Source organism: Rhodococcus wratislaviensis (genome assembly GCF_900455735.1).
Taxonomy (GTDB): Bacteria; Actinomycetota; Actinomycetes; order Mycobacteriales; family Mycobacteriaceae; genus Rhodococcus_F; species Rhodococcus_F wratislaviensis.
The window spans coordinates 641,776-658,828 of the sequence record NZ_UAUI01000022.1; the positions used below are offsets into that span (position 1 = coordinate 641,776).

Sequence of the window (17,053 nt, forward strand, 5' to 3'; positions counted from 1 at the left end):
GAACTCCGCCCCGGAACTGCGATCTAGATCACTCTTGATCATCGGGATCCTTCCGCCCATGCGGTGACCAGCGACGACAACTCCGACGCCCAGCCACGAACCTTCTCGGCGTCCAGCACATCCGAGGAGAACGAGAAATATGCGTGGACGGGCCCGTCACCGATCGGCTCGTAGAAGCTCAGCGTCAGGTCCGAATCCGGAACACCCACCGGCACCGGCATCACGCCGCCCAGCGCGTCGAGATGACCGAGCCTGGCCTGCTCGTGATGAACGAGCATGATCTGCGGACGGAGCACCGGCGTCTCGCCGACCGCCTCCACGACGTCGGCGAACGCCACGTCCTGGTTGTCCAGCGCGTCGAGATTCGCGGTGCGGATACGCCGCAGCAACTCCACGGGATCGGGATCACCGCTCGTATCCGTTCGCAACAGAACGATATTGAAGAAGCAGCCGACCAGCGCGTCCAGCGCCTCCTCCGTGCGTCCCGCGACGAGTGACCCCAGCGGAATGTCCGTGCCGGCGCCGTGCCGTGTCAGCACGGTGGCGAGCGCGGCCTGCAACACCATGAACAGGCTGGTGCCCGTGTCGCTCGCGAACTTCTCGACCGCACTGTGGAGATCTGCGTCGATCTCGACCGGGACGATCTCCGCCGTCCGCGGTCCGCGAACCGCCGGGGCGGGCAGTGCGAGCCGGGACGGCATGCCGTCCAGCGTCTCCCGCCAGTAGTCGAGCTGACGCGACCGACGGCTGTCCGGGTCCTCGGGATCGCCGACGAGTGCCTGCGACCACACGACGTAGTCGGCGTATCCGACGGGCAGCGGTTCCCACGCGGGTTCCTCGCCGTGCGACCGGGCGGCGTATGCGCCCATCAGATCGCCGAGCAACGGCACCACGGACCACTCGTCGACGGCGATGTAGTGCATCGCGAGAAGCAACGCCTGGGTGCCGTCGGCGCCGGTCACGAGATGCACGCGCAGCGGTTCGTGCTCGGTGAGATCGACGGGTTCCTGCGCCAATTCGAAGACCGTGCGGTGCACGTCTCCGTCCCCGACGTCGACGAGTTCGAGGGCGGGCCGCATCGCTTCCTGCGCGACGACGGTGTCCCCGGCCTCCACATACACGGTCCGCAACGGCTCGTGCCGGGACGTGACGTCGTCGAGGGCCTGCGCCAGGATCTCGGGGTCGACGGTGTCGCGAAGCTGCAGCGACAGTGCGTGGCTGGCTCGCGACTCGGCGCCTGCCGCCCGGAACTGCTTCCAGAACCGGCGTTGCGGCCCGGACAGCGGCAGCGCCTCCGGCCTCGGGTCCGCCGCCGTCAGCACCGGCCTGCCCGTGGACGAGGCCCCCGCGACGATCGCGGCGAGTTCGGCCACCGTGGAATTGTCGAACACGTCCCGGATGCCGATGTCGACGGCGAACCGCCCACGGATCCGTCCCACCAACCGCATCGACGCCATGGAGTTGCCACCCAGGTCGAAGAAGTTGTCGTGGATGCCCACCGACGGCAGGTGCAGGATGTCGGCGAACACGGCCGCGATCTCCTTCTGCTCCGGCGTCTGCGGCGTGCCGTCCCCGGTCAGGGCCGACCAGTCCGGCAGCGGAAGCGCCTTGCGGTCGAGTTTGCCGTTGGGTGTCAACGGGAGATCGCCGTCCAGCACGACCACGAGAGTCGGCACCATGTAGTCGGGCAACCGCGTGGCGGCGTGATCCCGCACCGCCTGCGGATCGATCCGCCCGGCTCCGTGACCGTCTGCCGGTGTCACATAGCCCACCAGCCGGACGATGTCGCCGGTCCGGTCCGCGACGACCGCCGACTGTTTCACCGCCGGATGGCTTCCGAGTGCCGCGATGATCTCGCCGAGTTCGATGCGGAATCCACGGATCTTCACCTGGTCGTCGACGCGTCCGAGGAAGTCGATGTTGCCGTCGGCCCGCCAGCGCGCCCGGTCGCCGGTCCGGTACATCCGGGTGCCCGCTTCGCCGAAGGGGCTGGGCACGAACCGGGCCGACGTGAGGTCGGGCCGGCCGAGGTATCCGCGGGCCAGCCCGCGTCCCGCGATGTACAACTCGCCCGCCACGCCCGGCGGCACCGGTTGCAGGCGGTCGTCGAGGACGTACGCCTGCTCGTTCGGATCGGGGATACCGATCGGCACAGCCGAGTTCCATCCGGGTTGTGCCTGCCACAACGTGTTGTTGACGGTGGCCTCGGTGAGACCGTACGCGGCGAGCAGGTTGAGGCGTTCCGCCCAGCGTCCGATCAGTTCCGGCGGCACGGTCTCGGTGCCCACCAGCACGGTGCATCCCTCCGGGACGTCGCATCCCGACGGCAGCGCCGCCAGCAGGGACGGCGGAATGATCGCGTGCGTGACGTCGTGTGCGGCCATGAAATCGGTGAGTTCCGGTCCGGCGACGCGGGACTCGTCGGGCACGATGACCAGGCGGGAGCCCGTGCACAGTGCCATCGACAACTCGAAGACCGCGACGTCGAATCCGATCGACGCGAACTGCATCACCACCGAACCCGGCACGAGCTTCATCCGCTGTTCGGCGGTGGCGACGAGGCTGGGTATCCCGTCGTGAGTGAGGATCGCGCCCTTGGGTTTTCCGGTGGAGCCCGACGTGTAGATGACGTACGCGGCGTGGTCCAGGCCCTGCGGGGGTTGCGGCACCTGCAGGGCGGGCCCGGTCTCGAGTTCCGTGACGACGGACTCGTCGTCGAGGAGAACGCGAGCGAGACCGTCGACGTCCGCGATGCGCGGGCTCTCCCCCACCGTGGTCACCAGCACCCGCGCGGCGGAGTCGGCGAGCATGTAGGAGATGCGGTCGGACGGGTGGGTCAGGTCGAGCGGAAGGTACGCCGCCCCGAGCTTCAGCACCCCGAGCACCGTCGCGACCATCTGCGCCGATCTCGGGACAGCCAGTCCCACAACGTCTTCGACGGAAACTCCGCGGCGATGCAGCAAGGCCGCGATCCGGTCGGCGCGGACACTCAGTTCCGCGTACGTCACCGCACCGTCGGCGTCGACGACGGCCACGGCGTCGGGGGTCGCCGCCACGTGGCGCGCGAACGCCTCGGAGAACGTCTCCTCCGCCACCGGCTGTGACGTGTCGTTGAAACCGCACACCACCAGTTCGCGTTCCTCGCCGAGGAACACGTCGAGGTCGCCGACCGCGCGACCCGAGTCGGACGCCAGAGCATCGAGCACCACGACCTGTCTGCGCGCGATGTCTTCCGCGGTGGCCCGGTCGAACAGGTCCGAACCGTATTCGAGACGCAGTTCCACGCGGTCGTCGTCGAGGTACTCGGTGAAGTTGAACACCAGGTCGAACTTGGCCGTGCGTTCCTCGAACGCCACCGGGGTGAGGGCCGACCCCGGCGCGAGCGCCGAATCGGACGTCCGGCTGTGGTAGCCGACCATCACCTGGAACAGGGGGTTCCGGGCCAGGGTGCGCGCCGGATTCACCTTCTCCACGACGGTTTCGAACGGGACGTCCGCATGGGAGAAGGCCGCCAGGTCGGTGTCGCGGACCCGTGCCAGCAACTGGTCGAACGTGGGGTTGCCCGACACGTCCGTCCGCAGCACCACGGTGTTGACGAAGAATCCGACCAGGTCGTCGAGACCCTGTTCGCTGCGGCCGGCGACCGGCGCTCCGATCGGCAGGTCGTCGCCCGCACCGAGGCGGTGCAGCAACGCCGCCGACGCCGCGTGCAGCACCATGAACATGCTGGTGCCCGACGTCCGGGCGAGCGAACGCAGGGCCCGTGTCGTCGCGGCGTCGAGCGTCGTCTCGATCGCGCCGCCTGCGAAGCTCGGCCGCGCCGGACGGGTGCGATCGGTGGGGAGCACCAACTCCTCCGGCGCACCGTCGAGAGTCTTCGCCCAGTAGTCGAGTTGGCGGCTGACGAGGCTGGACGGGTCCTGCGGGTCACCCAGGACGTCGCGCTGCCACAGCGTGTAGTCGGCGTATTGCACGTCGAGCGGCTCCCACGCCGGCGCCGAGCCCTGCGCGCGAGCGGTGTACGCCGTCATCAGGTCCCGCAGGAACGGGCGGTCCGACCATTCGTCGGTGGCGATGTGGTGCAGCACGATGGCCAGCACCTGCTGGTCCGCGACCCGGATGAGGCTCGCGCGCACCGGGATCTCCGTGGTCAGGTCGAACGGGCGGCCGACGGTCTCGGTGACGAGCCGCACCAGATCCGTCTCGGTGCCGTCCATCACCGCGACGTCGGGGCGAGCGTCGTCCAGGATCACCTGCACCGGTTCGCCGTCGTGCTCCCCGAACACGGTTCGCAGCGATTCGTGCCGCGACACGACGTCGGTCAGCGCCCCCTCGAACAACCCGGGGTCGAGTGCACCGTGCAGGCGCAGGACGATCGGGAAGTTGTAGGCAGCCGACGACCCCTCCATCTGCTGCAGCAGCCACAGCCGTTGCTGCGCAGCGGAGAGCGGCAGATGCTCGGGCCGCGGCCGGGCCACCAGCACCGGGCGTGTCGAACCGGTGTCGTCGCCGATCCGGGCGGCGAGTTCGGCGACCGTCGGCGCCTCGAACAGGTCGCGCATGGTGAGGTCGGTGTCGAGCGCCGCCCGTGCCCGGCTGATCAGCCTGGTGGCCAGCAGCGAATGCCCGCCGAGGTCGAAGAAGTCGTCGTCGACGCCGGGGGCGGGGACGCCGAGGATCTCGCCGAACAACGCGGACAGCACCCGTTCGGTGTCGGTGCGGGGTTCGGTCCGCGCGCCGCCACTGCGCCCGAGCGCGTCGTCCGCCGACGGCAGCGCCTTGACGTCGAGTTTGCCGTTGACCGTCATCGGCAGGCTGTCGACCTCGATGACCGCGGCGGGCACCATGTAGTCCGGCAACGTTGCGCGCAGCGCCCGTGAGTACTTGTTAACGTCCCGCGGTTGACAAGTACTCACGGGTACGGCGTAGCCGACGAGCCGCTTGAAACCACCCGGGCCCGAATCGACGACGACGGCCGCCTGGCGCACGTCGTCCAGAGCTTCGAGCGCGGACGCGATTTCGCCCAATTCCACCCGGTGACCACGGATCTTCACCTGATCGTCCGTGCGGCCGAGGAAGTCGAGGTTACCGTCTCCGCGGCGGCGCACGAGATCGCCCGTCCGATACATACGTACGGCTTCCTGGAACGGGTCGGCGACGAACCGCTCCGCCGTCAGCACGAACCGGTCGAGGTAGCCGCGTGCCAACCCGACCCCGGAGATGTACAGCTCACCGGGAACGCCGTCCGGAACCGGACGCAACCAGGGGTCCAGCACATACGCGGACGTGTTCCAGATCGGGGTGCCGACGGTGGGTGTCTCGCTGTCGGCAGTGCCGGCGCCGAGGGTGTTGATCGTGTATTCGGTGGGACCGTACAGGTTGTACCCGCACGTTCCGTCCGTGTCGCGCAACCGGTTCCACACCGAATCCGACACTGCCTCGCCGCCGAGGAGCACCAGCGGCGGTCGGTGCCGCCCCGGACCGTCGTCGAGCAGACCCTCCTCGATCAGGTGCTGCGCGTACGTCGGCGTCACGTTCACGACGTCTATCGCATGCGTGTCGCAGTAGGCCACGAGCGCCTCGGCGTCACGCCGCAGGTTCTCGTCGCAGATGTGGACCTCGTGGCCTTCGACCAGCCACAGCAGTTCCTCCCACGACATGTCGAACGCGAACGACACGGTGTGCGCGATGCGCAGTCGCCGACCGCCCGCCGCGGTCACGACGGGTTCGAAGATCGCCTCGCGATGGTTGAACTGCATGTTGGTCAGGCCGCGGTACGGGGTGACGACGCCCTTCGGCTTGCCCGTGGACCCGGACGTATAGATGACGTACGCCGGATGGTCCAGGCGCCCGGGCATTCCGGGCGCGAATCCGCCGAGTTCGGCCCCCGACAACGGTCCGGACGCGACCGCGCCGAAGTCCAGGGTGTCGACGGCCAGCGTGTCGACCGCCGCTGCGGCGAGCGTTCCGGCGACGTCCGACGTGGTGACCAGGACCGTCGGACTTGCGTCGTCGAGCATCGCGACGAGCCGCTCGGCGGGGTGGTCCAGCTCGAGCGGCAGATATGCGGATCCGGTGCGCAGCACGGCGAACAGCGCGACCACCATCTCCACCGACCGCGGCAGTGCGAGTGCGACGATCCGCTCCGGGCCCGCGCCGTGGCCGAGCAGGAGCCGGGCCATCCGGTTCACGTCGGCGTCGAGTTCGGCGTAGCTCACGGTGCGGTCCCCGAACACCAGGGCCGTCTCTTCGGGGCGGCCGCGGGCCGCGTCGGCGAACAGGTCCGCGATGGTCGCGTCGGGCAGGACCTTCGGCTCGACCGGCACGGGCGTTGCGGCACCGGCGATTGCGCCGACCACACCCGACAGGTCGGTGGACCATTCCTCGAGCACGGTCAGGTACCGGGACAGCATGCGTTCGACCCGCGACTCCGAGATCTTCTCGGGGTGGAACTCGAACTTCACCTTCACGCTCGCGCCCGGCGTCACGACGACCGTGACCGGGTAGTGCGTGTGATCGATGCTGTCGCCGCCACTGATGTCGTGCGCCGCATTGAGCGCCGACACCTGCTTCTCGTCGACGAAGTTCTGCAGCACGTACAGCACGTCGAACAGCTGCCGGTGCTCGGATACCCGCTGGATGGAGGCGAGCCCGAGGTAGTCGTACGGGGTCAGCGCCAACCGCTCCGACTGGATTCGCCGGAGCAGGTCGGTGACGGTCTCGTCGGCGCGCAGCGTCGTCCGGACGGGGACGGTGTTGAGGAACATTCCCGCCACCGCGTCGATGCCCGGGACCTCCGGTGGGCGTCCGGCCACGGTGGTGCCGAACACGAGGTCCCGGCGTCCGGTCTCGATTCCGAGGACGACGGCCAGCGCGGCGTTCAGCACCGCGTTGAACGTGACACCGGCACCGCGTGCGCCGGCCCGGAGCCGTTCGCTCAGTTCCTCGGACAGCACGGCGTCCCGGCGCTGCGGAGGCTGCGGCTCCCCCGAAACCGTCGCTGCGAGCAGCGTGGGCTCGTCGAGCCCGCCGAGCGCGTCGGTCCACGCAGATTGCGCGGCGTCCGCGTCCCGGGTGGCCAGCCACCGCAGGTAGTCCTCGAAAGATCCTTCCGGGGCGGCGAATCCGGAGTCGTCGCCACCCGATTCGTAGAGGGCGAGCAGCTGGCTGACGACGAGGCCGTTGGACCATCCGTCCCACAGCAGGAACTGCCGGTTGATCACCAGTCGGTCGTGGGCGTCGTCGAGCCGCAACACCATTGCCCGCCACAGCGGCGGGGAGGTGAGGTCGAACGGTGTCAGCCGGTCCTGCGCGGTCAGCTGTTCGGCGTAGGACGCGCGTTCGGGCTCGTCGAGTTCCCGGAGGTCGAACTCGGCGATGGGCACGTCCAGCCCGGCGCCGAAGAACTGCACCGGCGCGGGCAGGCCTGCGCTGACGAATCCCGCTCGCAGCGTGGGGTTGCGTCGCTGCAGGGTGCGCAGCGCGGCGGCGAGCCTGTCGGTGTCGAGGCGGTGCGCGAAGTCGAGTGAGAACTGCGCCGTGTAGATGTCGGCGCCGGAGTCGAACCCGGCCTGGAAGTACAGACCCTCCTGCAGCGGCGACAGCGGCAGCACCGCGTCCACCCCACTCGGGCTCGCCTCGACGATCCGGTCGATCTCCTCCTGTGTCAGCGTGACGAGGGGAAGGTCGGACGGCGTGAGCATCGCCGGTCCGTCGTGTTCTCCTGCGGCGTCGGCCAGCTCACGAAGTGCTGCCACCCAGCCGTCGCTCAACGCGAGGACGTCGGCCTCGCTCAGGTCGGCCTCCGACCAGGCGAAAACTGCCTGCAGTTCGGTGCCCCGCTCGGACTCCTCGCACAGGGCGTTGATCACCAGCCGGTAGGGGCCACCGAGATCGGCATCGGGATCGGTTGCCAGCGAGTCGGATTCGACCGCGGGCGTCCAGGCCCCGGGCACCGCGTGCGGCATGCGGCCCAGGTAGTTGAACAGCACCTGCGATTCCGCCCGGGCCGCGAGAAGACCCGCGGTGCGCGCGTTGACGTACCGCAGCATGCCGTAGCCGATGCCGCCGTCGCGGGCGCCGCGCAGCTGCTCCTTGACGTCCTTGAGCGTCTCGAGCGCGCCCGTGCGGCTGCGCAACCGGACGGGGGTGACGTTGGTGATCCAGCCGACGGTACGGGACAGGTCCACGCCCTCGGCGAGTTCTTCGCGGCCGTGCCGCTCGAGGTCCACCAGCAGGTCGTTCTCGCGGCCACGGCCCGCGAGCCATCGGTCGGCCGACAGTCGCAGCGCCGCGAGCAGCACATCGGTGACGTCGGCGCCGGCCACGGCGGGAACGCGGGTCAGCAGCGCCGTCGTGAGTTGCGGGTCCAGCAGTACCGTCCGCCGTGCGCCGCTGCTCACCACCGCGTGCCCGTCGGTGCCGGGCACCAGATCGGCACCGGGTTCGGTGACGCGCACCCAGTGGTCGAGTTCGGCGAGCCGGGCGGGGTCCTGCGCCTGCTCGGTGACGATGCGGGCAAACCCGCGCAGCGACGTGGGCACCGGGTCGAGCGCCGCGTCCTGGCCGCTGTCGGCCGCCACCCACGCCATGGCCAGATCCTCGATCAGCGTCCGCCACGACACCCCGTCGATCACCAGATGGTGCGCGACGAGGAGGAGCCTGCCCAGCTCCTGCGGGCCGGCGTCGAACCACACCGCCGACAGCATGGTGCCGTCGTCGGGGTCGAGCCGGTCGGTCGCGGCGTCGGATTCTGCTGCCACCGTCTCGCGCAGCGCCACGGCGTCGAGTCCGGTGACGTCGACACGACGCAGTTCCAGGTCTGCGGATTCGGTGATCTCGAGCGACCACACACCCGGGGCGTGCCGGGTCAGCTTCTGCCGCAGGCCGTCGTGGTGACCGATCACCGAGTGCAGGGCGGCCGTCAGGACGGTGGCGCTGGTGCCCGCCGGTGTGTGGAGCAGAACGGCCTGGTTGAAACGGTTCTTACCGCCACTCCATTCGGACAGCCGATGGACCACCGGTAGGGGCGACAGGTTGCCGGTGCCCGACTCCTCCACGCGCGCGGCGGGCGCGACGACGGTGGCCGCGACAAGCCGGGCGAGCGCGGCCGGCGTCCGCTGTTCGAAGATCTGCCGCGGGGTGACGGTGATTCCCTCCCGGCGAGCGAGATTGACCAGGCGGATGGCGAGGATGCTGTCGCCGCCGAGCGCGAAGAAGTCGTCGTCCACCCCGACGGCCCCGAGACCGAGGACCTCGGCGTAGTGGCCGGCCAGGACCGCTGCCGGTCCGCTGTCCACGGCCGGCGCGGACGTCGCCTGCCCCGGACTCGTGTGCGCGGAGAAGTCCGGCGCGGGAAGAGCTTTGCGGTCCAGCTTCCCGCTGGGGCCGAGCGGGAACTCGGCCACGGTGACGAACGCGACGGGCACCATGAACTCCGGCAGGGCCGCAGTCAGGCGCGCACGGACGTCGTCGACATCGGCGTCCCCGACGATGTACCCGACCAGCTGTTGCTGACCGGGGCGGTCCGAGCGCACGACGGCGGCAGCCTGCCGCACTCCGGGGCAGGCGGCCATCTGGGCTTCGATCTCGCCCAGTTCGATGCGGAAGCCGCGCAACTTCACCTGATCGTCGATCCGGCCGAGGTATTCGACCGCTCCGTCTGCGTCGACCCGGGCGACGTCACCGGTGCGGTACATGCGGGACCCGGTGCGGGAGAACGGATCGGCGACGAAGCGCTCGGCGCTCAACCCGGGCCTGCCCAGGTAGCCGCGGGCAAGCTGTGGTCCCGACAGGTACAGCTCACCGGCAGCGCCCGCGGGCACCGGCTGCAGGTACCGATCGAGCACGTAGAGGCCGGTGTTGGACGTCGGCAGGCCGATCGGCACGGACGGCGCGGACGCGTCGATTCCCTGGACGGATGCGGCGTAGCTGACGTCGACCGACGCCTCGGTGGGGCCGTAGAGGTTGTCGAGTTCCACTCCCGGCAGGATGTCGGCGACGCGCCGGGCGGAGGCCACGGGAAGCGCCTCACCGCTGCACGAGATGATCCGGAGCCCGGTGCACCGGGCGGCGGCGGGCTCGGCGAGGAACACCTCGAGCATCGAGGGCACGAAATGCACACGCGTGATCGACTGCCGGATGATGACGTCGGCGAGGTACGCCGGGTCCTTGTGGCCGTCCGGCCGCGCCAGCACGAGGGTCGCCCCGGCGAGCAGCGGCCCGAAGAATTCCAGCACCGACACGTCGAAGCTGGACGGCGTCTTCTGGAAGATGTTGTCCGAAGGGGTGATCGGCCGGAACCGCTGCACCCACAGCAGACGATTGACGATGCCGGCGTGCGGCACGACGACACCCTTGGGCCGTCCCGTCGAACCCGACGTGTAGATCACGTAGGCGGGGTGCTGCGGCGCGAGCGCGACACCGGTCAGCGGCTCGGGCGAGAACCGGTCGGCGTCCGACACCCGGACCTGCGGAACGCCGGACCCGGCGAACGGCACGGTGCCGTCGGTGAGAACGCAGACCGGTTCCGCGTCCTCCAGCATGTACGCCAGCCGGTCTGCGGGGTAACCGGTGTCGAGCGGAACGTAGGCGCCGCCCGCCTTCCCGACCGCGAGGAGCGCCACCATCAGGTCCAGCGAACGGGGCAGTGCCACCGCCACCTTCGACTCGGGTGCCACCCCACGGTCGGCGAGCAGCCGGGCCAGGCGGTTGGCGCGCGCGTGCAGCTCCGCGTAGGTGAGGTGCTCGTCCTCGAACACGACGGCCACCGCGTCGGGTGTCCGCTCCGCCTGCTCCTCGAGCAGTGCCGTCACCGTCGTCTCGGGGAACTCCACCTCGACGTCGCGCAGCGCCGCGTCGATCGGCTCACGCGACGTCAGCGCGACGGAAGACACGTTCTGGTCGACGTCCCGCGTCAGCTCCGCGAGATACGCCACCGTCGACTCCGCGAACCTGGTCGCGGTCGCCGCATCGATGCGGGCGGCGTCGTACTTCAGCTCGAGTGTCAGCGCGTCACCGGGCACGACGATCAGCGTCATCGGGTACGGCGGGTGCTCGTCGAACCGGATACCGGTCACCTGCACCGCACCGGTGGGATCCGCCACCGCGCCGTCGCCGAGCGGATAGTTCTCGAACACGACGAGCGTCTCGAACAGGTTCTGCAGTCCCGCTTCCCGGCGCACCTCGGGCAGGCCGAGGTACTGGTGGTCGAGCAGCGTCGCCTGCTCGTGCTGCCACCGGGCGAGGGCCTCGGCCACCGTGTCGGTGGGCCGGAACCGCAGCCGGGTGGGCACGGTGTTGATGAACAGGCCCACCATGGTCTCGATACCGGGCAGGTCACCGCCGCGGCCCGACACCGTCGAACCGAACACCACGTCCTCGCGGCCGGTGAGCCGGCCGAGGACCAGACCCCACGTGCCGTGCACGAGTGTGCTGAGCGTCAATCCGCGGGCCCGGCCCACCGCGGAGAGCGCGACGGTGTCGTTCGACGGCAGTGTCACCCGGACACTGCGGATCCCGGGCTCCCCCTTCGACGAGGGCTTCGGCAGTTCCACCGGCTCGGGGGCGTCGGCGAGCGCCTCCCGCCACACGGCGAGCGACGCCTGACGGTCGCGGGCTCCCAGCCACTCGAGGTAGCTCCGGTACGGGGTGGGCGTCGGCAGTGCCAGCGGCTGCCCCTCGACGCTGTAGAGGGCCATCAATTCCCGCAACATCACCGGCACCGACCACCCGTCGGCGACGATGTGGTGAATCGACTGAAGCAGAAGGAACTTCCGGCTCTCCAGCCGGGTGAGCGTGTAGCGGAGCAGGGGTCCGCGGCCGAAGTCGAAACCCCGGGCCCGGTCCGCCGCCAGCACCTGTTCGACGCGTTGCTCCGGATCCGCGACGCCGGTGAGGTCGAGCACCTCCATGGGCACCTGGACGTTGTCGCCGACCACCTGCACGACCCGGCCGTCCGATACCGCCCGCACTCCGACGCGGAGGGCCGCGTGCCGGTCGACGACCGCCTGCAGCCCGCGGTGCAACGCGGCAGCGTCGACGGGACCGGTCAGTTCGATCGCCTGCTGCACCACGTACGGGTCCGTGCCGGTGTCCTCGAACGCCGACTGGAAGTAGATGCCCTCCTGCAGCGGTGTCAACGGCAGCACGTCGACCGCACCCGCCAGCGCGTCCACATCCGGCTGCGTCAACGACACCAGCGGGAAGTCCGAAGGCGTGTGAACGCCGAGACGGTCGACTCCGGCCAGCACCCGCAGCACCGCGGTCCACTCGTCGGCGAGCGCCACGACGGCGTCACGATCGAGCACACCGGGCGCCCACGTCAACGTCGTACGCAGGACGGGGCCGTCGGCGCCGTCCTCCGCGATCACGTCGAACGCCAGCGCGTGCCCGAGCGGCATCCGCGGGTCGTCGGCACCGCCCATGGCGCGGGGCAGCCAGTCGACGCCCTCCGCGGACGTCACCCGCCCGAGGTAGTTGAACAGCACCTGCGGGGTCGGCGTGTGCGCGAGTGCCGGCTGCGGGACACCGAGGTAACGCAACGCGCCGTAGCCGAACCCGGAACCCAGGATGCGGCGCAACTGGTCCTTCACCGCCTTCAGCGCGTCGGCGAGCCCCGTCTCGCCGACCGCCGCACCGGGGTCGAGCACCACCGGGTAGACGGTGGTGAACCAGCCGACGGTCCGGGAGAGGTCGAGGGCGGGCCCGTCGCTGCGGCGCACGAGGTCTTCCTCGCGTCCGTGCCCCTCGAGGTCGAGGAGCACGGGGCCCGGCCCTCCGTCGCGCCACCTCTGCAGCGCCACCGCGACACCGGTGAGGAGCGCGTCGTTGACGTGGCCGTGGAACGCTGCGGGCACGGTGGAGAGCAGCGGCCGGGTGAACTCCGGAGGCAGTGTCACCGTGAGGGTTTCGGCGTCACCGGCGAGGTCGAGGGCCGGATCGAGCGCGCGCGAGCCGAGGAGCGGGTCTTCCGTGGTCGCCGCGTCCGCCCAGAAGGACAGTTCGTGGTCGAAGGCACCCGACCGCGTCTGCTCGTCGAGCAGCTCGGACCAGCGGCGCAGCGACGTCCCGACCGGAGCGAGTTCGGGGACGCCCCCGGCCGCCACGGCGGTTCCCGCGCGGGCGAGGTCTTCGAGGATGATCCGCCAGGACACCCCGTCGACCACCAGGTGGTGGCCGATCAGCAGCAACCGGCCGGGCCCCTCGGCTGCGGAGAAGAGGACGGCCTGCACCATCGTGCCCGCATCCGGGTCGAGCCTTCCGATGGCCGCCCGCGTCTCGATGTCGAGTTGCTGGGCGCTGCCGTCTAATTCGACCACCCGCAGGATTCCGTCGACCGCCGCCGGGGACGGCTCCGGCACGGACAGCGTCCAGCGGTCACCGCGGACAAGCGTCGCGCGCAGGGCGTCGTGCCGCTCGAGTACCGTGGCCAGGGCCGCCTTCGCGGCATGCCCGTCGAAGGCCGCGGGAGTCTGCACGAGCACCGACTGGTGGAAGGCGGCGATCTCGCCGCCCCGCTCCGCGGTGCGGGCGAGGATCGGGGTGCTGCGGACGTCACCGACGGCGACGTCGTCGGAGTCCACGGCGGCCCCGGTCCGGCCGTCCTGGACCCGGGCGAGGGCCTCGGCGGTGCGGAGCTGGAAGATCTCCCGCGGGCTGATCGAAAGACCTTCCCGCCGAGCGTGGTTGACCAGTTGGATCGCGACGATGCTGTCGCCGCCCAACGCGAAGAAGTCGTCGGTGACGCCCACCGCTTCCACCCCGAGGACACCCGCCATCAGCGCACACAGGGTTTCCTCGGCGGCGGTGCGGGGCGCGACGTTCTCGCCGGCCGCGCCGAGGTCCGGCTCGGGCAGCGCACGCCGATCCAATTTTCCGTTGGGGGTGAGCGGGAATCGGTCGAGGACGACGAACGCCGACGGCACCATGTACTCCGGCAGCTTCGACGACGCCCACACCCGCAGCTCGGCGACGTCCGGCACCGAATCCTGCTTCGCCACCACGTAGGCCGCGAGATACTGTGCACCCGACGGTGTCTCCCGCACGACGACGGCACTGTGCCGGACGGCGGGATGCGACACGATGCCCGCCTCGACGTCCTCGAGTTCGAGTCGCATGCCCCGGATCTTCACCTGATTGTCGGCGCGGCCGAGGAAGTCGAGGGAACCGTCCGCCGCCCACCGGGCGAGGTCACCGGTTCGGTACAACCGGGAGCCGTCGTTCGCGAACGGGTTGGCGACGAAGCGGGACGCCGTCAGCCCCGGGGCGTCCACGTATCCGCGGCCGAGGAGGAATCCGCCGGCGTACAGCTCACCGCCCGTGCCGAGCGGCACCGGGTTCAGGTGTTCGTCCAGGACGTACAGCTGCGTGTTGGGGTTCGGGCGACCGATCGACGTCGCGATCCGCGCGGCGTCCTTCCGGTAGATCACGTGCGACACACCGATCGTCGCCTCCGCCGGGCCGTAGCCGTGATACAGCGTGATGGCGAGCTGCGATCGGAACCTCTCGAACAGACGCGGTGTGAGGACCTCGCCGCCGCACCACACGTGCTTCAGCGCCGCCAGCCGATCCGTGCCCCGCGCCAGGTCGAGCAGCACGTCCAGCATCGACGACACGAGGTAGACGAACGTCACCGACTCGCCGGCGATCAGGTCCAGCAGATACTGCGGGTCCCGCTCCCCGCCGGGCTCGGCCACCACCAGCCGGCCACCCGCGACCAGCGGCAGCAGAATCTCGTTCACGGAGATGTCGAACGACAGCGGGGCCTTGAACAGCGACGCGTCCGCGGGCCCGAAGCTCAGGATCTCGTCACGCTGCCACAACAGCCGCGCGCAGACGGCCTCGTGACGGATCATGGCGCCCTTGGGCCTGCCCGTCGAACCCGACGTGAAGATGACATACGCCAGCCGCGAACCCTGCACGGTCACCGCGGGCGGCTCGGTGGACTGCTCGGCATACGCCCACGCCGCGAGGTCGACCGGCACGGCCCGCTCCCCCGCGTCGGCGACTCCGCCGGGGCCGGTGAGAACGAGCGCGGCCCCGGCGTCGGCGAGGACCGACATCCGGCGGTCCGCCGGCCACGACGGGTCGAGGGGCACGAACGCCCCACCCGAGCACATGACGGCGAGCAGTCCGATCACCATCTCCGCGGAACGCGGGAGACCGACCGCCACAACTGTTTCCGCCTCGACCCCGCGGGCGCGCAGGTGATGGGACAGCTGCGCCACGTGTTCCCCGAGTTCCCGGTAGGTGAGCCGGGTGTCGCCGGCGATCACGGCCTCGGCATCCGGTGTCCGCGACACCTGAGCGTGGAACAGGTCGGGAACCGTCACCGATTCCTGCGGGGACGCGGTGTCGTTGAACTCCACCAGCAACTGCGTGCGCTCGGCCTCCGTCATCGGATCGAGCGACGCGATGGGCTGCGACGGGTCGGCGACGAACTGCCCGACGAAGTGCTCGAGCCCGCGGCGATGCTCCTCGAGCTCGGCGCCGAGACCGGCCGGCGCCCGGAGATCGATCTGGATGGGCTCCGCATCCTGCCCACCGCGGATGGAGAAATCGAGGTCGCGGACCGGTCCGGTGGCCGAACCCCGCACCCACGCCGGGAAACCGCCGAACGTCAGCGAGTGCTCGAACATCATGGAATTGATTCCGGGACCGAAGATCTGACGGTCCGGATCGATCGCTCGCAGGTCGCGGGCGAGGTCCTCGCCGCGGTAGCGGCCGTGCCGCAGCACCGAGATCAGCGTCGTGTCGATGCGGGTGGCGAGCTCACCGACGGTCATCTCGGGATCCACCTGCACCCGGAGCGGCAGGATCGTCGAGCACATTCCAGGGATGCGGCGCAGTTCGCGTCCGACCCGGGCCGTCATCGGCAGCGACAACGTGAGGTCGCGGCGGCCGGTGAACCGGTGGATGTACGCCACGACCGCGGCGAGCGGCAGCCGGGTGCGCCTGATCCCGGCGTCGGAGGCGAAGGTGTAGATCGCGTCGGCGTCGTCGCCGTCGATCTCGACGAGGGCGGAGATCGGCGACCCGGAGTGGTCGACGACCTGCGGGAGCAGCCGAGGCGGCTCCGGCGCGTCGATCACCTGCTGGATCCAGAAGTCGCGGTCGGACTCGAAGCGCGTCGACGCACGGTAGTCGCGGTCGGACGCCACGATCGTGTCGAGGGGCCACGGCGCCGTCGACGTCTCGAGTTCCGGGTGCTCGTATCGATCGACGACATCGGCCACCAGCAGGGTGATGCCGTATCCGTCGATGATGCTGTGGTGGTAGCGCTGGTACCAGATCACCGACTCGTCGCCGGTACGCAGCAGGGCGTGCCGGAACAGCGGTTCGTCGCCCTCGATGTCGACGACGATCTCCATGTCGCGGTCCATCCACGCGCGCGCACTCGCTTCGGGATCCTCGTCGCCGCGCAGGTCCACGACAGCGAGGGTCCACTCGCCCGCGGCCGTCGGCACCTGCAGCAGTTCGTTGTCGGCGCCTCGCTCGAAACGCACATGCAGGGCTTCGGCCCGTTCGACGGTCTTACGAATCGCGGTGGCGGTGCGGTCCAGGTCGATCCGGCCCGCGACCTCGACGACGAGCGAGAGGTTGTAGACCGGGCTGCCCGGATTCAACTGCTGTCCGACCCACACCTCGGACTGCGCGGCCGTCACCGGCAACGCGACAGGCGTCGAACCGACGCGAGCAGGGGAAGAAATGCCCTCAGCCGAAGAGCGCTGTGGGCGAGCAGCCGCCGAGTGGTCCGGAGACATGGGGTGATCCGATCGTCCGTCGAGAGCGCCCGTCCAACGACGGGCACCCGAAGGAGTTTAGGTTAGGCTACCCACCAGCAACAAGCCGGTTGCCAGCAACTTCACAGGTGCCGGGTATCACAGCCGTAATTCGAGTTCAATCTCCACGATCGCGTGTCCCCCGCACCGCCGACGGCATTCACCGCACCAAAACGGTCCCGACGTCGCGTTTGACCGCGTAAACATACCGTGCATCCGCGGCGTCGGCACACGACCGGCGGCGTCGACCTCCCGGGGCAGCCGCCCAGCAA

At 70.1% G+C, this 17,053-nt stretch carries 1 protein-coding gene; it reads right to left on the reverse strand.

What is annotated here, in order from left to right; all coding sequences use genetic code 11:
* Positions 1-38: 38 nt before the first annotated feature.
* Positions 39-16,763 (reverse strand): non-ribosomal peptide synthetase, encoded by a 16,725-nt coding sequence (locus DTA22_RS25485; protein ID WP_112301320.1) that lies wholly within the window; start codon positions 16,761-16,763, stop codon positions 39-41.
* Between the last annotated feature and the right edge of the window lie 290 nt (positions 16,764-17,053).

What these genes read in the sequence shown, in the direction of transcription:
- DTA22_RS25485 (WP_112301320.1), bottom strand. Translation starts at nt 16,763, where the DNA reads ATGTCTCCGGACCACTCGGCGGCTGCTCGCCCACAGCGCTCTTCGGCT.